Raw genomic sequence first — 18,549 nt, 5'->3', positions numbered from 1 at the left:
AACATGGTTTACATGATCATTCGGAGGGCGGCGGTGCGGGCTCGGCGGCTCGGACGGCGGTGACGAAGCGGCGGGTGGCGTCGCGCAGTGCCTGTTCCGGGTCCACGCCTATTTCACGGGCGGCGTCGACGACCGCCATCAGATGCTCGCCCACGTCATCGGCTGTGGCGAACTCTGGCACACCACCAGCAGCCGGCCGGTCCACCTCGACGCCGGCACGCGCCGCCCGGTTCATCAGCTTCGTTGCCAATGACAACGCGGGCTGTGCCATGGGTACGCCGTCCACCGCCGACGTCCGCTGCTTCTCGGCCCGCTTCATCGCGTCCCAGCGGCCTTCGACGTATTCCGCCGTCGGAGCGACGGCGTCACCGAACACGTGTGGATGCCTGCGGACAAGCTTCTCCGCAATGCCACCGGCGACATCGTCGATCGACCACGGGCCGGAATCGCGTTCCTCGGCGATGCGAGCGTGAAAGATCACCTGCAGGAGCAAGTCACCGAGCTCTTCGCGCAGGTCGGTATCATCACCGGACTCGATGGCCTCAAGGGTTTCGTACGTTTCCTCGAGGAGGTACGTGGCAAGGCTGCGGTGGGTCTGTTCGGCATCCCAGGGGCAGCCGCCGGGCGAGCGCAGCCGGTCCATCACCGCGACCAGCTCGAGAAGACGCGACCCTCGCTGCCCCCCGGTGCCCGGCTGCTCCTCGCTCACTCCGGCGCGGCCGCCTCGAACGGGCGGGACACCGAGCCGCTCTCGGCCGACAGGCCGGTCTCGGTCCAGGCGCCGTAGCGCGGGTTGACGTCCACGTCGAGGCGCTCGATGGCCGAGGCGACCGCCTCCTGCGCTGGGGCCTCACCACCCGCCGCCTGTACCAGCTGATCGTTGATGAGCTGGATACGCACCGCGGCGCGCACGGTGTCTTCCGTGAAGCCCTGCTCCGCAAGGAACGGCGTGATGTCGCCATCGGGGAACTGCGCGGCGAGCTGGTCGAGGAACTCGTCGACCTCCGCCTCGGAGATTTCGATGCCCAGGTCCGCCGCGACGCTCTCGAACAGGTGCGACGCGACCCATCGCTCCAGCTCGCTCTGCTGGATTTCCGCGAGGTCACCGCCCGGGTTCAGCGGTGGGATGCCCAGCTCGTAATCCTCGATCGCCTCATTGCGCAGCTCAACCACAGCCATGACCTGGCCCTGCAGGTCGGAGACGCTCAGGCGGTCTCCGCTCACGGTAACGGCCGTCCCGACCTGGTCCGGCTCACACGCGGTGAGGGCGACGGCTGTGGCCGCGGTGGCGGCCGCGACGAGGACGCGGCGGAAGATGGACACGGAGGTTCCTCTTTGTCGTTGACGTCAAACCACGTGCATCCTACCCAGCGACATGAGCCGGCCGGTCCCCCGCCTTCGCCTCGGCCCGGCCACCAGTCGACACCAGCTCGCCGCTCGCCAACCCGAGTGGACTGCCAGCGCATTCATCACCCTCCCGAGCACGACGCGACGGTGAGGATGGTCCGAGTGCGCCGCCCCGCGGCACGCCCGGGTGATCGGCCGCGTGATCCCGCCACGCCAAGACCCCCGTGCGCACCGCCGTGTAAATGCTGACCGCTCCGTGTCCGGCCACCCCAGATCCCCCCGAGCACCCTGTCACCCCGGACACCCCGGACCAACCGCGCCCGGTCAGGCCGGTCGCCCGGTCAGCCCGGTCGCCCCGATGACGACACACCCGGCGACGATCACCCCGACGCAGCGGGAGCAGGCGCCAGCACGTCGTCCACCACCTTGTGCACCCATCCGAGCAGCTCCAGTCCGCGCAACGGCGGACCGCCGATGGTGGTGGGCAGCGGCCGCGGCACCAGGACCGATCCCACGGCCTCCTTGACCAGGGCCTTCGGGTGGAGGCGCTTGAGCCGGACCTTCTGCCAGTCGGCCAGCTCGATCTGCGCGAACCGCACGTAGTTGCCCTGCAGCGTCACCTCGGTGAGGCCCACTCGCCGTGCCTTCGCCCGGAACAGGGCGATGGCGAGCAGGTTCTCCACCTCTTCCGGTGGAGGCCCGTACCGGTCCACCAGCTCGTCGCGCACGGACTGCACGGCATCGTCGTCGCTCGCCTCGGACAGCCGGCGGTAGGCCTCGAGCCTCAGCCGCTCGCTGGCCACATAGTCGTGCGGGACGTGTGCGTCGACGGGTAGGTCGATGCGGACCTCGGCCGCCTCATCGCCCTTGTCGCCGCGGTATTCGGCGACGGCCTCGCCCACCAGGCGCACGTACAGGTCGAACCCGACATTGGCGATGTGCCCGGACTGCTCACCACCGAGCAGGTTCCCGGCGCCGCGGATCTCCAGGTCTTTCATCGCCACCTGCATGCCGGATCCGAGGTCGGAGTGTTGCGCGATGGTGGCCAGCCGTTCGTGTGCTTCCTCGGTGAGGGGCGTCTCCCGTGGGTAGAAGAAGTACGCGTAGGCCCGTTCGCGGCCACGCCCGACCCGGCCGCGCAGCTGGTGCAACTGCGAGAGCCCGAGGCGCTCGGCCCGGTCGACGATCAGGGTGTTGGCGTTGGAGATGTCGAGCCCGGTTTCGACGATGGTGGTGCAGACGAGCACGTCCACTTCGCGCTGCCAGAACGAGTTGATCACCGCTTCGAGCGAGTGCTCTCCCATTTGGCCGTGCGCCGTCGCCACGCGCGCCTCCGGAACCAGCTCGCGCAGGTGCGCGGCGACCTTCTCGATGGTGTCCACCCGGTTGTGGACGAAGAAGATCTGCCCTTCGCGCATGAGCTCCCGCCGGATCGCCGCGCCCACTTGCTTCTCGTCGTACCCGCCGACGTAGGTCAGCACCGGGTGCCGCTCTTCGGGCGGCGTGGTGATCACCGACATGTCGCGAATCCCGGTGATGGACATCTCCAGCGTCCGAGGGATCGGGGTGGCCGACATCGTGAGGACGTCGACGTTGGCGCGCAGGTGCTTGAGCTTCTCTTTGTGCTCGACACCGAAGCGCTGCTCCTCGTCGACGATCAGCAGGCCCAGGTCCTTGAACCGGACGTCGCCGGTGATCAGCCGGTGCGTGCCGATGACGACGTCCACAGTTCCCTCCGCCAGGCCGCGGATGATGTCCGCCGCTTCGGCGTCGGTCTGGAACCGCGACAGGGACTTGACGGTGATGGGGAACTGGGCGTAGCGCTCGGAGAAGGTGGCCAGGTGTTGCTGGACCAGCAGCGTCGTCGGGACCAGCACTCCCACCTGTTTGCCGTCCTGCACGGCCTTGAAGGCCGCCCGGACGGCGATCTCCGTCTTGCCGTATCCGACGTCACCGCAGATCACCCGGTCCATCGGCGTAGAGCGCTCCATGTCGGCCTTGACCTCGTTGATGGTGGACAGCTGGTCCACCGTCTCGACATACGGGAAGGCGTCCTCCAGCTCGCGCTGCCAGGGCGTGTCTGGGCCGAACTCGAATCCCGGCGCCGCCTGCCTCGCGGCGTAGAGCTTGATCAGCTCGGCGGCGATCTCCTTGACCGCCTTACGGGCACGGCCCTTGCGCTTGGCCCAGTCGGCACCGCCGATCCGGTCCAGTCCGGGCGCGTCGCCGCCGACATACTTGGTGACCTGTTCCAGTTGGTCGGTCGGCACATACAGCCGGTCTCCGGGCTGGCCTCGCTTGCTCGGCGCATACTCCACGACCAGGTACTCGCGGGTGGCGCCCTGCACCGTCCGGCTGGTCATCTCGATGTAGCGGCCGACGCCGTGCTGGTCGTGGACGATGTAGTCGCCGGGCTTGAGCTGCAGCGGGTCCACCTGGTTGCGGCGGCGGCTCGGCATCCGCACGGCGTTCTTCTCCGAGGCCCGCTGCCCGGTCATGTCGTCTTCGGTGAGAACGACGAGCCGCGCCGCGTCGGCGATGAATCCGTGCTGCAGCGTTCCCGTCGTCACCTGGACGACGCCGGGCTCGACCCCGCCGACGACGTCCTCCGCCAGGCGGGCCGGCACCTCGGACTCGCCGAACAGCTCCACCGCACGCTGGGCGGTACCGTGCCCGCCGGTGACGACGACGGCCCGGCCGCCAGTGGCCAGCCACCCGGTGAGGTCGGCCACCGCCCGGCTGGTGTCACCGCGGTAGGCCTCCGCGGGACGCGCGGCGATCTCCCGCGTCTGCACCGCTCCGGCGGACACCATCTCGTCGCCCAGATCCACGCCGTAGAGGTCGGCGTCCAGCTCCAGCGCTCGGTCCTCCTGCGAAGCGCGCCCCCCGCCGTTCTCGCTGGCGCCCAGTCCAAACGAGCTGACGCTCCACCACGGCAGCCCCAGTTTGATGGCGTGTGCCCGGATCTCGGCCAGGCTGCGGTACGCGGCGGCACCCAGGTCGATCGGAGCGGTCCCGCCGCCGGCGGCGGCCGCCCATGACGCGTCCAGGAACTCCTGGCTGGTGGCCACCAGGTCGTGGGCGCGGGTGCGGATCCGTTCCGGATCGCAGGCCAGCACGTGGGTGCCTTCCGGGAGGAGGTCGACCAGCAGCTCCATCTCGTCCACGAGCACCGGCGCGAGAGATTCCATCCCCTCGACGGCGATCCCGGCTGCGATCTTGTCGAGCATCTCGGCCAGCTCTGGATGCTGACCGGAGAGCGACGCTGCCCGTTCCCGCACCTCATCGGTGAGCAGCAGCTCCCGGCACGGCGGCGCCCACAGCCCGTGCTCGGCGACGTCGGCGGAACGCTGGTCGGCAACGGTGAAGTAACGGATCTCCTCCACGGTGTCGCCCCAGAAGTCGACCCGCAGGGGATGCTCCTCGGTGGGCGGGAAGACGTCCACGATGCCGCCACGCACGGCGAACTCGCCGCGCCGCTCCACCAGATCCACCCGCGTGTACGCGGCGGCAGCCAGCTGCCCGACGACGTCGTCGAGAGCGACGTCGTCCCCGCTGTGCAGGCGCACCGGGCGCAGCTCCGCCAGGCCGGCAACCTGCGGCTGCAGGACGCTGCGTACCGGCGCGACCACCACGGTGACCGGGGTGTCGTACTCAGAAGGATGCACGAGGCGGCGTAAGACGGCGAGCCTGCGGCCGACCGTGTCACTGCGTGGCGAGAGCCGCTCATGCGGCAGCGTCTCCCACGCCGGATACTCCACCACAGAGCCGGCAGGAAGAAGGCTGCCGAGCGCCGCGACCAGGTCCTCGGCCTCTCGGCCGGTGGCGGTGACGGCCAGCACCGGCCGGCCGGCGCCAACTGTGGAGTCGGCAAGCGCGGCGACGACGAACGGCCGCATCGAGGGCGGTGCGGTCAGATCGAGTGCCGAGATGGACCCGGTCCTGGCGTCGGACACCGCGGAACGCAGGGCGGGATCCCCGTCGTGATCGAGCAATGTGTGCAAGAGGCCGGTCAGCGTCATGATCCCTTGATCCGTTGACGTGGAGGCGCCAGGCGACGCGCGTGGGCAGGGCGTGGCGACGCGCGGTGGGCACGCCGTTTAGCCCCCAGCCGCCAGGCGGTGGGGGTAGCCGCGGTCCATCCTACGCCGGGCAGGCGATACCACCCAGGTGACCGTCGGCGCGACGGTACCGCGCTCGCGTGATCGTCAGCGCGAAAGCACCCGGCTCTGGCGTGCTCTCGCGCTGACGATCACCCCGGGCCGTGCTAGCGTGCCCGCACCCGGTGGACGCCGCCCTGGTTGGTGCCGGCGAACAGCCAGCGGCCGTCCGGACTGATCTCCAGAGACTCGACGTCAAGATTCTGCAGGCCCCGGGAGACGTTTCCCCAGGTGAGGCCGCCATCTGTGCTTCGCAGCACGCCGCGGCCACCCTTGACCAGGCCGTTCGCCTGGTACCTGCCCGTGGCCGCGTACCACGTGCCCTGGCGGCCGGGCGAGACCAGGAGGTCGGTCACGAGCATGTCCAGGCCGCCGCTGTCGGCCGCGACGAAGGTCTCGCCGGCATCGTCGCTCACCCGGATCTCGGTCCCGCCGGCGACGATCTTGTCGCCGTCCACCTCGACCGCCGCGACATGCCCGCCGAAGACCAGTTCGACCGTCTCACCGAAGTCGTCACTGCGATAGAGCCCGGACGGCGACGCCAGCCACAGCCGGTCTTCGTGCACGGCGTCTGCCGCCACCGCGGTGAACTGTGGCGCGTGGAAGAGTTTGCGCCATTGCTCGCCCGCGTCCTCAGTCACGTACAACCCGGGCCCGGAAATGCTCCAGAACGGCACCACCACCCGGTCGGGATCGACCGGATCGATGTGCAGGTCATACGGCAGCTCGACGGTGCGCCCACGCAGTTCCCACTCCTCGCCGCCGTCCGTGCTTCGATAGACCCAGAACTCCGAGACCGCGTCCTTGCGAATCTTCCACAGGGTGTTCTCCTCGGACGGGGACACGGCCAGTTGGCCGATCCGGGTCCCGAAGTGCGCTTCGGCGCCGGACAGGCCCCACTCCGCGACGTCCGGCTCAAGCCTCGGTCGCATCGGTAGGTCGGTGTCGTAGATCTCGGAGTCGGTGCCCGCCAGCAACCTCGGTGTCCCGCCGTGATCGAGTACCGCCATGTCGTAGACCGTGAGCCCCTGCACGCCGATGCGGCGGGGCGCGGCGCCGTCGTCGTCCGTGTGGAACATGCCGGCGCTGGGCGAGGACCAGACCAGGCCACCACCGGGCCACCGGGCGACGTCGTCCTCGACCGCACCACCGACGGGTTGGGGCAGCATCGCCCAGGAGGTGCCGTGATCACGGCCGACGTGGTTGTGCTGGCGGTAGGTGGCCACCATGAGGTCACCGTCTCGCATCGTGATGCTCATCCCGCCGCCCTCAGGAACGTCGTAGATCTCCTGCCAGCTGCTGCCGCCGTCGGTGGAGCCGATCACCCGCACGCCACCGATCAGCGCCGCCACCAACTCGTCGTCGGCCACCATGCCGGCCACCCGCTCCGAGTGTCCGTCGGCGGCCTCGTACACCACGTCGGTCATGGCCGGATCGCCGGTGAGCAGCCCGCGGACCGCCCACACCGCCGACCTGGACGCCACGTAGAGGTCGTCGCCGCCGAAGGCGGCTCCCACGGTGCCGGAACCCGCCGGGTTGGGGTGCGCGGACCAGGTGTGCCCTCCATCGCGGCTCACCATCAGGGCGCCGGCGGTGACTGCCACGAGCACCCTGGTGTCGGCGTCGCTCACCAGGTCGTCTACGTGTACGTCCGGGAAATCGAGGATCTGCCAGCCGGTGCCGCCGTCCCAGGTTCGCAGGAGCCGGCCCTGGTAGGTGGGATCCAGCAGGTGACCTCCGGGAGAAGTGCCGTTGACGGCGTACCACATCGTGTCCGGATCAGCGGCGTCGATGACGGTGCTGCCGGTCCCTCCGGCGACGGGCAGCCGGTTGTGCTGGCGCCACGTGTCGCCGCCGTCTTCAGTTCGCCACGGTCCGGCGCGGACGTACTGATTGACGACGACGACGTCCTCGTCCGCCGGTGTCGTGGCCATGGGGCCGCCGGCTCCGTTGGGTCCGATCGGCGACCAGTCCATCGGGCTGGGACCTCCCGCGCGGTTCTCGGCCACCTCGAATGACGAGACCCCGGTCAGCAGCACCTCCTCACTCACCCGCGCCTCGGCGGAAACCTGGTACGCGCCGGTCCGGCCGCCGTCGAGCGTTGCCCGGTACCACTGGTCGTGGTCATGTTCGGCCGTCACGCGGACCGGCTTGCCCTTGGGCGGAGTCACGGTGACCACGGGCGGGGCCGGGAGCGGTGCGGGACTCCAGACGAAGGCCTCCGACCTGCCGTCGCTGGGATCGGGCGAGACCTGGACGACGAGTGGCCGGCCGGCCAGGAGATACGGCACACGCAGCGAGGGCAGCGTCGCGGCGCTGCGGACGTCGGCGACGATCCAGCCCGAATAGTCGATGTCTTGCTCGGGGCGGTCGGCGGACAGGGTGAGCGAGACCTCGAGTTCGCCAGCCGCCGGGACCACCGCTTCGGCCGGAGTCACGACGGCGGTGCCAGCGCCGTCCGGCGCCTGTTCGGCACGCAGGGCGACCGGGAGATCGGCGTCGCCGTCGTTGCGCAGGGTGAGCGTCGCGGTCGCGCCGACCGTGTCCGCGGAGAGGTCGGCCACGCCCAGCGACAACACCGTAGGCTCCGCGACCAGCCGAGCGTCGGCCGCGGCCGCCACGTCGAGTCGTCCGGACCCCGTCACCGCCGAGCCGACGTCGTCCACCGCAGCGGCGGAACCAACCAGCCGGGCCTGGATGGTGTCGGCGGAGGCGTCCGGATCAAGTTGCCGGAGCAGGGCTGCCGCCCCGGCGGCGTGCGGCGCGGCCATGCTGGTACCGGAGGTCCGGTAGACACCGGGCTTCCACTGCTGCAGCGGCCAGGTGGAACGGATCTCGACCCCGGGGGCCACCAACTCGGGCTTCAGGGTGAACCGCGACGTCGGCCCGCGCGAACTGAACGAGGCCACCCGGTCGGTGACGTCCTCACCGGAGATGGTGATCTCGACCGGGCCGTCGGCCAGGTCACGGGCCAGCCGCGGCCACTGGAGATCCAGCAAGCCCATCACCACGATGGAGTCCATCCGGAAGCTCTCCTCAGAGCCGGCCGGAACCAGCGGAACGTCCACGGTCCCGCCGCTCAGCACTCCCGCCGGCTCGTCGCCCACCTCGGGCAACTGGAACGGACCGGCACTTTCCGAGTAGCCGAGCAGCCCGATGGCACCGCGGTCCTCGGCGAGCTTGGCCTGCTCGATCATCGCAGGCGTGACGTACCTCAGCGCCTGGGGCAGCTGCGCCCGGTAGGCGACCACCTTCCCGGTGACGTCCCCTGCCTCGTCGTAATCCGCCTCGGTGCCGTTCCCGACGTCCACGAGCTCGCCGGTGACGGGTTCGACGGGAGCGGAGGCCGAATGCGGTGCCCGGAATGCGTTGATCGGCTCCTCGCGTGGAGAGGCCATCCGCGCCGACGGAAGGCTCAGGCCGCTCGTGGACGCGCCGACGGCGAGGACCCGATCGGCGGCGGCCGGGGTGAGCACGGTCTGTGCGCCGGGACCGGAGTTGCCGGCGGCAGCGACCACCACGGCGCCCGCGTCCACGGCCGCGGAGGCTGCGGCCCCGAGCGGGTCGGTGCCGTCGCCGACCCCACCGAGGCTCAGGTTCACCACGTCAGCACGGTGCGGGTTGGCCGGGTCGACGGCATCCTCCAATGCGGCGATGATGTCCGACTCCCAGCCGCCGCCATCGCGCCCGAGCACCTTGTAGGCGGTGAGGGACGCCGCGGGAGCCACACCGACGACGTCGCCATCCCCGGCGATGATTCCAGCGACGTGTGTGCCGTGGCCGTTGTCGTCCATCGGGTCGTCGTCGCCGTTGACGTAGTCGTAGCCTGCGACCACTTTGTTCCCGGGGCCGAAGCTCCCGCCGAGCGACGGGTTGGTGTAGTCGATGCCGGTATCCAGCACGGCCACCGTCGTTCCCTCTCCACGTACGTTTACGCCGTCGGGGTCGCTACGCTCCCACACCTCCGGCGCACCGATCAGGGGGACGCTGACATCGGTGGCCGCCTGGACCCTGCCGTCGGGCACCACGTCGGAGACTCCTGGGAGCGCGGACAGCGCCTCGACATCGGATTCTGCAACCGTGACCGCCACCGCGTTGACGAGGAAGGTGAACTCGTGTCTCATCCGAACCTCAAGGTCGAGGTCATCAGTGGCGGACGCGAACGCATGGTGCACCGCGCGCACCGAGGCACGGTGCCGATCGAGCCTGGCACGGGCAGCAGGAGCCAGGTCCGGCACGGCTGCCTGGTCCAACGCGGCCACCGCGGGCTCGTCCTCGAACAGCACGATCATCCGGGTGTCCGGCCCCGGCTCCGGAGACGCGCCGGTGGCCTGGGGTGCGACCAGCGCGAGGCCGATGACGCAGGCGAGGATCAGGCCGAACGCCGAGGTCCAGCGGTTGACCCGCGGTACGGGCGCGGCGACGTCTGTACGAGGCTTCATCGGGTCTCCCAGGTAAATGCAGGCCGGCTGCGGTATAGACAATCCCTAACCGGTTGAAGTTGCATAAGCAACGGTTTGCGTTGGCCAGATGCCGACATGACGCACTTCAGACAAGATGGCCAAAGCGATCCCGGCCTCCACGGTGCATGTGCTCACCACGGCGGACACCCGGTTCGGCGATCCAGGCGGCCGGTGATCGTCGCTGTGTCGGTCACTCCACGAGGTGATCGTCGGCCCGTTGAGCATCCGCCTGACGATGCCTAACGCAGCGACGATCAACGGGTAGGCGACGGCCCAGGCGCAATTGGGTACGGTGTGGCGCATGCGAGTGCTGATTGCGGGCGGACACGGACAGATCGCCATGCGGCTCGAGCGGCTGCTCACCCTCCGGGGCGACGAGGCGATCGGCTTGATCCGCAATCCGGACCACGGCGCCGAGCTGGCCGACGTCGGCGCCACGGCCGTGGTCCTGGACCTGGAGCAGGCCGGCGCGGAGGATCTCCTGCCGGAGCTGGACGGTGTCGACGCCGTGGTCTTCGCGGCAGGCGCGGGCCCGGGGAGCGGCGCCGCCCGCAAGGACACCGTGGACCGCGCCGCGGCGGCTCTTCTGGCCGACGCCGCGGAGCAGGCCGGAGTCCGCCGGTACATCCTCATCTCCTCGATGGGCGCCGGCAAGCCCGTGCCTCCCGGCACCGATGAGGTGTTCGCCGCCTACCTGAAAGCAAAGTCGGCCAGCGAGGACGATCTTCGTGCCCGCGACCTCGACTGGACGGTGCTCCGCCCCGGGCGGCTCACCAACGAGCCGGGCACCGGGCGGGTGACGCTGGACGAGTCGGTCGATCGGGGCGAGATTTCGCGCGACGACGTCGCGGCGGTCGTGCTCAAACTGCTCGACGAGCCCCGCACGGCTCTGCTCAATCTGGAGCTCGCCGGTGGCGAGGTACCCATCGACGAGGCGGTCGACCGGCTCGCCTGACGCGGCCAGTCCGCGCGAGGATGAAAGGACCGCCGCGTCCCCCGCTGGCCTCGCGTTCCGCCCCCTCATAGGCTTGCCGCGTGAATCACCCGACGGCACCGCCCAGCATCACTCCCGCGCCAGTGACGCTGGCCGAGATCGAGCTCGCGCTGCTCGGCATCGGCACGCCGACCGTACGGATCGAGGTACCCGCAGCGGTCGGCCAGGATGCGTTCGCCAGCCGCCGGCTCGTCGTCACCGATCAGGAGGGCGCGCCGGTCACGACGGTCGGCGTGGTCGCCCAGACCCACGCCCAGCTGTCCGACCCGGACCGCGAGATCGCACTCTCCGGCGTGATCACCGCGTCGGACGCCTCCGCCGAAGGCCCGGCCCGCGGTCCATACAGCGGCCTGCGGCTGAACCCGGCACATGCCCGCCTCGACAGCGCGTCGGCCGTCGTCGGGCACAACCCTCCTGACGCCCACGCACTCGCCGCACTCGCCCCGGATCGCCCGGCCCTGATTGTGGTCCTCGACGGTCCGCGGCTGACCGTCCCGGGACCACCGGTGCACATGGTCGTCCCGGCCGCGCTCGCAATCCGCGACGACCTGCGGGCCGACGGCCGGGAGGCCGAGGTCGTCGTCGTACCGGCACCGCGTTACGACGACGAGCGAGACGACGCGCTGGCCGCGACGGTCGCCCGGGCCTACGGGGCCGAACCGGCACTCGCGTTCAGGCGACCCGATCACGCCGCCCTGCACGAGGCACTGAACACCGGGAAGGAGCTCCCGGCCGAAGACTGGCCGGCCGCCAGCGCGGCGGCCTGGCGAAGGTGGCGCCCTGCCCGTCCCGAGCGTGGGCTCGTCGTCCTGCTCACCGGGCTGTCCGGTTCCGGCAAGTCGACGGTGGCGAGGGCCGTCGTCGAACGACTCGCTGAGCATTCCGGACGCACCGTCACCCTGCTCGACGGCGATGTCGTCCGGCGCAACCTCTCTGCCGGGCTGGGGTTCTCCCGCGTGGATCGGGACCGCAACGTGCGGCGAATCGGGTTTGTCGCGGCCGAGATCGCCCGCCACGACGGTCTGGCCGTCTGCGCGCCGATCGCCCCGTTCGCCACCACCCGGGCCGAAGTGCGGGCGATGGCCGAGGAATCAGGAGACTTCGTCCTGGTGCACGTGGCGACGCCGCTGGAGGAGTGCGAGCGGCGGGACCGCAAGGGCCTGTATGCGCGGGCCAGGGCCGGTACCATCCCGGAGTTCACCGGCATCTCCAGCCCGTACGAGATCCCGGAGGACGCGGATCTTGTGCTCGACACGTCGCAGATGACAATCTCACAGGCGCGAGACCTGGTCATGGAGTTCCTGGCTGAAGGAGGGTGGGTCACCAGGTGAGTGAACGACGCTTGGCCGCGGCCGTGGGGGCGGCTCGGCCCGACGATGACGAGACACCGGCGCGCACGCCGGACCCGTCCCTGATGAAGCCGTTCGATCCGGACGCGAAGGATGGCGCATATCAGTACATGAGACTTGCCGAGTATCTCGCGGAGTGCATCAAGACCGAGGCGATCAGGCCGAAGTCGATGCTGACCCCGCAGCGGACTCTGGCGCGGCAGTACGGCGTCTCGCTGGAGACGGTGCGGCGTGCGGTGGCCGAGCTCGAGCGGCGAGGATTGATCAAGACGCTGCCGGCCAAGGGCATGTTCGTGCTCTGAGGTCCCACGCTCACGCCGGCGTGTCGCCGAGGCTTTCGAGCAGCGTACGCAAGAGGCCGGCAAGCTCGTCCTGTTCGGCCTGGGTGAACACGCTGAGCAGGCGGTGCTCGTTGGCAACGTGCCGTTCCACGGCCTCGTTCACCAGATCGAGGCCCTGGTCGGTGAGAGTGATCAGGACGCTGCGCCGGTTGTTCGGGTCGGTCACCCGGGTGACCAACCCTCTGGCGACCAACCGGTCGATCCGGTTGGTGATGGCTCCGGACGTCACCATCGCGGACGCGACGAGCCCGCCCGCGGTGAGCTGGTAGGGACGGCCGGACCGGCGCAGGGTGGCGAGGATGTCGAACTCCCACGTCTGCAGACCGTGGCGGTCGAAGATCTCCTGAAGCTCGCGTTCGAGGCATCGGGCCGCGCGCGAGATGCGCCCGATGACGCCCATCGGCGCGGCGTCGAGGTCGGGCCGCTCGGCTCTCCATTGCTCCAGCACTCGATCCACGTTGTCCACCATCAGAACTCCTTAACGTTGAACTCTTTGACACTAAGGTATCAGACCGCTAGTCTCCTTAACATTCAACATTTCAACGTTAAGGAGTCGTCATGGCGGTTCAGACAGCACCGGTGATCGTTCCCTCTCGCGCCGGAACTCCCTCCGCCGACGGCGCTCCATCCGGCACCGGTACTTCCTCTGCGACCGGCGCTTCCCCCGCCTCCAGCGAGGGCCCGCGGATCGGGATGATCACCGCACTCACGGCGATCACACCGATCACCTGGGGGACCACCTACCTGGTCACCACCGAGTTCCTCCCACCCGACCGGCCGCTGCTCTCGGGCGCCATCCGGGCTCTCCCCGCGGGGCTGCTCGTTCTCGCGTTCACCCGCGCCCTGCCGCGCGGCTCCTGGTGGTGGCGATCGGCCATCCTCGGCACCCTCAACATCGGCGCGTTCTTCGCGCTTCTGTTCGTCGCGGCCTACCGGCTTCCCGGCGGGGTCGCCGCCACCCTCGGCGCCGTCCAGCCGCTCCTCGTCGCGGGAATCGCGTTCGGACTGCTTCGCGAGCGCCCGACAGGCTGGCGGATCGGATGGGGTGTGGCCGGCACCGCCGGGGTGGCGATGATGGTGCTCCGAGGCGAGGCCACCTTCGACACCCTCGGCGTGGTGGCCGGCCTGGCCGGGACCGCCGCGATGGCCACCGGCGTCGTGCTGACCAAGCGCTGGGGCCGGCCTGCAGGTACCAGCCTCCTGACCTTCACTGGCTGGCAGCTCACCGCGGGCGGCCTGTTCCTCGCGCCGCTGGCCCTCGCGATTGAAGGGCCGCCACCCGCGCTCGACCTGCCCGCGATCGGCGGGTACGCCTGGCTCGGCCTGGTGGGGACACTCCTGGCGTACGCGCTGTGGTTCCAGGGCGTGGAGCGGCTGCCCGTCGCGGCGGTGTCCTTCCTGCCGCTGCTCTCTCCGGTGGTCGCCACCATTCTCGGCTGGCTGATCCTGTCGGAGTCGCTCACATTCGCCCAGACCGCGGGCCTCGGCCTCGCCCTGCTGTCGATCGCCGCCGCCCAGCTTCCGGCTGGCACCGTTCGAGCCGCCATGGCACGCAAGCACCTCCGCCACCCCGTCTGAACCATCGCATCGACCGGCAACCACCAACCGGCACCCGCCAACGAGCAACCATCAACCAGCAACCGCCAGCACACAAGGAGAACCTGACCCATGCGTATCACCGTCTTCGGAGCCACGGGGAACGTCGGCCATCACATCGTCACCGAGGCACTCACCCGCGGCCACGACGTCACCGCGGTCGTCCGTGACCTCTCCCGCCGCGGCTCGCTGCCGCCCGGCATCCGGATCCGATCTGGCGACGCCACCAACGTCGACGACGTGGCCGAGCTCGCCGCGGGGCAGGACGTCGTCGTCAGCGCCACCCGTCCACCAGCGGGCCAGGAGGCCGACCTGGTCATCACCGCCAAGGCGCTCCTGGCCGGCCTCGCCCACTCACCGGCCAGGCTGATGCTCGTCGGCGGCGCCGCCAGCCTGGTGGTGCCCGGGACAGGCGGGCGCATCGCGCTCGACGATCCCCGCTACGTCTTCCCCGAGTATCGGCCCATCGCGCTGGCCTGCGCCGAGCAGCTCGACACGCTCCGCGCCGACCCGGTCGTCGACTGGACCTACCTCAGCCCGCCGGCCCGGCTGGAGGAAGGATCGAGAACCGGGCGCTTCCGGGTCGGCACCGACGAGCTCCTGACCGACGCCGACGGCGAATCCGTCATCTCGGTGCCCGACCTCGCCGCCGCCCTCGTGGACGAGGTGGAGCGGCCGAAGCATCGCCGGTCTCGCTTCACGGCCGCGTACTGACCCCTGGACGCTCCGGAAAAGGCCGCGATACCGTGGGCTGATGTGGTGGGAAGCATGACCAGGTGGCTCGTCACCGGAGCGGGCGGGATGCTCGGCCAGGATCTGGTCCCGATGTTGCCGCCGGAGGCCACCACAGCCTCCACCAGGGCTGATCTCGACGTCACGGATACCGCCGCGGTCGGCGACGCGGTGGCCGGGCATGACGTCGTCGTACATCTCGCAGCGTGGACGGACGTGGACGGCGCGGAGGCCGAGCCGGACGCCGCGATGGAGGTCAACGGCGTCGGCACCGCCAACGTCGCGAAGGCCTGCCAGGCGCACGGAGCGCGGCTGATCCATGTCTCCACCGACTACGTCTTCGACGGGACCGCCACCGAGCCGTACCCCGAGGACACCCCGGTCAATCCGGTCTCGGCCTATGGGCGCAGCAAGGCGGAGGCGGAACGGGCAGTGCTGGAGCACCTGCCCGGCTCCGGCGCCATTCTGCGCACGGCCTGGCTGTATGGCGAACACGGCCCGAACTTCGTCTCCACCATGCGTCACCTCGCCGCCACCCGGGACCACGTCGACGTCGTGGACGACCAGTCGGGGCAGCCGACCTGGACGCGCGATCTGGCCGAACGGATCGTGGATCTGGTCCGGGCTGGAGCGCCTCCCGGCGTCTACCACGCCACCAACGCCGGGCAGGCCACCTGGTTCCAGCTGGCCCAGGCCGTCTTCGCTGTGCTCGGACTCGATCCGGGCCGGGTCCGGCCCACCACGTCGGACCGGTTCGTGCGCCCCGCCCCGCGGCCCGCGTATTCGGTGCTCGGGCACGCGGGGTGGGCGAAAGCGGCCTTGCCGCCCATGCGGCCCTGGCGGCAGGCGTTCGACGCGGCCGCGGTGCGGATGCTCACCTCGGTCCGCTGATCACCGGCTGGGCGCCGGCGTCACTTCCTGGAACTCCGGCAGGAGCCCGAGCCGCTCGGCCTCGGCCAGGGTAGGCGCCTCGGCGTCCTTGGCCGACATCTGCACCGTGAGCCACTGACCGCGCAGGTTGATGGAGGGCCACATGATGGCCAGCTCCTTGTCGAGCGGCTGGACACCGTGTTCGCGCCCGGGTGCGTACTCGGACGAGCACAGATACGTCACGGTCGAGCCGTCGGCCAGGGACATGAAGCCGTGCCCCAGCCCTTCGGCCAGGTACACGGCGCGGCGGTCGACGTCGTCGAGCAGGATGCTGTCCCACTGCCCGAACGTGGGGGATCCGCGTCGCACGTCCACCACGACGTCGAGGATCGCACCGGCCGTGCAGGTGACGTATTTCGCTTGGCCGGGAGGCACGTCGGCGAAGTGGATACCGCGCACGACACCGGCCGCCGAGACGGAACAGTTCGCCTGCCGGAGATCCAGTGGATGCCCGAGCTCGGCCTCGAGGAGATCCTGCCGGAACCACTCCAGGAAGGTGCCGCGCTCGTCGTGGAATTGTCTCGGGGTGAACGTCCAGGCGCCGGGGATGGCCATCGGTGTCAGCCCGGGCTCGTGGTCGGCTGGGTCAAGCATGCGTGCTACCTCAATTCCCGTGTCCCGACGGGGCCGGCGACGCCACGGGTGGTGACGCGGGCAGGTCGAGCAAGCTCATCAGGTACCTGCCGTAGCCGGATCTCTCCAGTTCCCGGCCCTGTTTCCACAGATGGTCGTCGTCGATGAGGCCGAGGCGCCAGGCGACCTCTTCCGGGCATCCGATTTTCTGTCCCTGCCGAGCCTCCACAACCCGCACGTACTCGCCCGCCGCCATCAGCGTCTCGAAGGTGCCGGTGTCTAGCCACGCCGTGCCGCGCGGCAGCACCTCCACGCGCAAGGACCCCGAGCGCAGATACGCCAGGTTGACGTCGGTGATCTCCAGCTCACCCCGCGCGGACGGCCGAAGCGCCGCGGCGATGTCGACCACCTGGTTGTCGTAGAAGTACAGCCCCGGCACCGCGTAGGCGCTCTTCGGCTTCTCCGGCTTCTCCTCCAGCGAGACGGCCCGGCCCTCGTCGTCGAACTCGACGACGCCGTAGGCACTCGGATCGGCCACGTGATACGCGAAGACGACGCCGCCGCGGGGGTCGGAATGCCGCCGCAACTGGGCGCCGAGGCCCGGCCCGTGGAAGATGTTGTCACCGAGCACCAGCGCCACGGCGTCGTCGCCGATGTGGGAAGAGCCGATGAGGAAGGCCTGTGCGAGCCCCTCGGGTCGTGGCTGGCTGGCGTAGCTGATGGACACGCCGAAGCGAGAGCCGTCGCCCAGCAGCGCCTGGAACGCGCCGGACTCCTCCGGTGTGGTGATGACCAGGATGTCCCGCACGCCGGCCAGCATCAGCGTGGTCAGCGGGTAGTAGATCATCGGCTTGTCGTAGACCGGCATGAGCTGCTTGCTGACCGCGACCGTGAGCGGATGCAGGCGGCTACCGGTCCCGCCCGCCAGAATGATGCCCTTCACGCTCCATGCCCCCCCCGAGCCTGGTTAACCTCTGAACGAGCCCCTGCTGGTTCAGAAAAGTCGTCCTCTGCGAGAACCTGTTCAGAATCTCATACGATGCGCGTACCGTACAGGCGAGACGAGGGGACGAACATGCGCATACTGGTCACGGGCGGGGCCGGCTTCATCGGCTCGCATTACGTCCGCTCGGCGCTGAGCGGTGCGTATCCGTCACTGACCGGCGCGGACGTCGTCGTTCTGGACAAGCTCACCTACGCCGGGAACCGGGCCAATCTGGCCCCGGTGGCCGATGCGCCCGGGCTCACCTTCGTCGAGGGCGACATTTGCGACGCCGTGGCCGTCGACGCGGTGATGGCGCAGGTGGATCAGGTAGTGCATTTCGCCGCGGAGAGCCACGTGGACCGCTCCATCACCGGAGCCGCGGATTTCGTGGTCACCAACGTGGTCGGCACCCAGACGCTTCTCGACTCCGCACTGCGGCACGGCATCGAGCGCTTCGTGCACGTCTCCACGGACGAGGTCTACGGCTCGATCGACGACGGCTCGTGGCCCGAGGATCATCCTCTGCAGCCGAACTCCCCGTACAGCGCGAGCAAGGCCTCGAGCGACCTGCTGGCCCGCGCGTACCACCGCACCCATGGCCTGCCAGTAGTGGTCACCAGGTGCTCGAACAACTACGGGCCCTACCAGTTCCCGGAGAAGGTCATCCCGCTGTTCGTCACCAACCTGCTGGACGGGCTGCCGGTCCCGCTCTACGGCGAGGGTGCGAACGTTAGGGACTGGCTGCACGTCGACGACCACTGCCGCGGCATCGAACTGGTGCGGGAGAGCGGGCGGGACGGCGAGGTCTACAACATCGGCGGCGGCACCGAACTGAGCAACCGGGAGCTCACCCGTACTCTCCTGGACGCGTGCGGCGCGGGCTGGGACATGGTCGAGCAGGTGCCTGACCGGCTCGGTCACGATCTGCGCTACTCCGTGGACATCTCCAAGATCAGCACCGAGCTCGGCTACGCACCCCTGGTGCCCTTCGAACAGGGACTGGCCGACACCGTGGCGTGGTATCGGGAGAACCGGGAGTGGTGGGAGCCGCTCAAGCACCTCGCCTCCCGGTGATCATT

At 69.9% G+C, this 18,549-nt stretch carries 14 protein-coding genes; 7 read left to right on the top strand and 7 right to left on the bottom strand.

Annotated elements, in window-relative coordinates:
* Positions 1–16: 16 nt before the first annotated feature.
* From G1H11_RS07325 to G1H11_RS07310, 4 genes are all read right to left on the bottom strand, one after another.
* On the bottom strand, positions 17–709 hold the full coding sequence (locus G1H11_RS07325; RefSeq protein WP_216843537.1) for a nucleoside triphosphate pyrophosphohydrolase: 693 nt from the start codon (positions 707–709) through the stop codon (positions 17–19).
* Positions 706–1,323, bottom strand: coding sequence for a SurA N-terminal domain-containing protein (locus G1H11_RS07320; protein WP_163817527.1), 618 nt, complete (start codon positions 1,321–1,323; stop codon positions 706–708). The genes G1H11_RS07325 and G1H11_RS07320 overlap by 4 nt, the downstream gene beginning before the upstream one ends.
* Positions 1,324–1,727: 404 nt before the next feature.
* Positions 1,728–5,369 (bottom strand): transcription-repair coupling factor, encoded by a 3,642-nt coding sequence (gene mfd / locus G1H11_RS07315; protein ID WP_163817525.1) that lies wholly within the window; start codon positions 5,367–5,369, stop codon positions 1,728–1,730.
* Between the two features lie 245 nt (positions 5,370–5,614).
* The gene (locus G1H11_RS07310) at positions 5,615–9,949 is read right to left on the bottom strand and encodes a S8 family serine peptidase (protein WP_163817523.1); all 4,335 of its coding nucleotides are present in this window, start codon (positions 9,947–9,949) and stop codon (positions 5,615–5,617) included.
* 322 nt (positions 9,950–10,271) lie between these two features.
* Here G1H11_RS07310 and G1H11_RS07305 point away from each other — a divergent pair, with 322 nt between their 5' ends.
* The 3 genes from G1H11_RS07305 to G1H11_RS26930 all read left to right on the top strand — a co-directional run bounded on the left by G1H11_RS07305 (position 10,272) and on the right by G1H11_RS26930 (position 12,615).
* On the top strand, positions 10,272–10,925 hold the full coding sequence (locus G1H11_RS07305) for an SDR family oxidoreductase (RefSeq protein WP_163817521.1): 654 nt from the start codon (positions 10,272–10,274) through the stop codon (positions 10,923–10,925).
* Positions 10,926–11,005: 80 nt separating this feature from the next.
* Complete coding sequence (cysC, locus tag G1H11_RS26935) at positions 11,006–12,295, top strand: adenylyl-sulfate kinase (protein ID WP_216843536.1); 1,290 nt, start codon at positions 11,006–11,008, stop codon at positions 12,293–12,295.
* A complete protein-coding gene (locus G1H11_RS26930; protein ID WP_216843535.1) occupies positions 12,292–12,615 on the top strand; it encodes a winged helix-turn-helix domain-containing protein in 324 nt (107 codons plus the stop codon). Before cysC ends, G1H11_RS26930 begins: the two co-directional genes overlap by 4 nt.
* Before the next feature lie 10 nt (positions 12,616–12,625).
* On the opposite strand, the gene G1H11_RS07290 is transcribed toward G1H11_RS26930, so the two are convergent.
* Positions 12,626–13,123 (bottom strand): MarR family winged helix-turn-helix transcriptional regulator, encoded by a 498-nt coding sequence (locus G1H11_RS07290; RefSeq protein WP_163817519.1) that lies wholly within the window; start codon positions 13,121–13,123, stop codon positions 12,626–12,628.
* Positions 13,124–13,347: 224 nt separating this feature from the next.
* Between G1H11_RS07290 and G1H11_RS07285 the strand changes: the two genes are divergently transcribed.
* The 3 genes from G1H11_RS07285 (at position 13,348) to rfbD (ending at position 15,873) form a co-directional block, all read left to right on the top strand.
* A complete protein-coding gene (locus G1H11_RS07285; RefSeq protein WP_163817890.1) occupies positions 13,348–14,232 on the top strand; it encodes an EamA family transporter in 885 nt (294 codons plus the stop codon).
* Between the two features lie 90 nt (positions 14,233–14,322).
* Positions 14,323–14,964 (top strand): NAD(P)-dependent oxidoreductase, encoded by a 642-nt coding sequence (locus tag G1H11_RS07280; RefSeq protein WP_163817517.1) that lies wholly within the window; start codon positions 14,323–14,325, stop codon positions 14,962–14,964.
* 54 nt (positions 14,965–15,018) lie between these two features.
* On the top strand, positions 15,019–15,873 hold the full coding sequence (gene rfbD / locus G1H11_RS07275; protein WP_163817516.1) for a dTDP-4-dehydrorhamnose reductase: 855 nt from the start codon (positions 15,019–15,021) through the stop codon (positions 15,871–15,873).
* Here rfbD and G1H11_RS07270 read toward each other — a convergent pair whose 3' ends face one another.
* On the bottom strand, positions 15,874–16,506 hold the full coding sequence (locus tag G1H11_RS07270) for a dTDP-4-dehydrorhamnose 3,5-epimerase family protein (protein WP_216843533.1): 633 nt from the start codon (positions 16,504–16,506) through the stop codon (positions 15,874–15,876).
* A gap of 10 nt (positions 16,507–16,516) precedes the next feature.
* Positions 16,517–17,428 carry a glucose-1-phosphate thymidylyltransferase RfbA gene (gene rfbA, locus G1H11_RS07265; RefSeq protein WP_163817514.1) on the bottom strand — a complete coding sequence of 304 codons (912 nt, stop codon included), beginning with the start codon at positions 17,426–17,428 and terminating at the stop codon, positions 16,517–16,519.
* Positions 17,429–17,560: 132 nt separating this feature from the next.
* Between rfbA and rfbB the strand changes: the two genes are divergently transcribed.
* Positions 17,561–18,544 carry a dTDP-glucose 4,6-dehydratase gene (rfbB, locus tag G1H11_RS07260; protein WP_163817512.1) on the top strand — a complete coding sequence of 328 codons (984 nt, stop codon included), beginning with the start codon at positions 17,561–17,563 and terminating at the stop codon, positions 18,542–18,544.
* Positions 18,545–18,549: the final 5 nt, after the last annotated feature.

Source organism: Phytoactinopolyspora alkaliphila, from assembly GCF_010550695.1.
Classification (GTDB): Bacteria; Actinomycetota; Actinomycetes; order Jiangellales; family Jiangellaceae; genus Phytoactinopolyspora; species Phytoactinopolyspora alkaliphila.
Note: the sequence above shows the minus strand (reverse complement) of the source record. Positions and strands in the feature narration are given on the sequence as shown.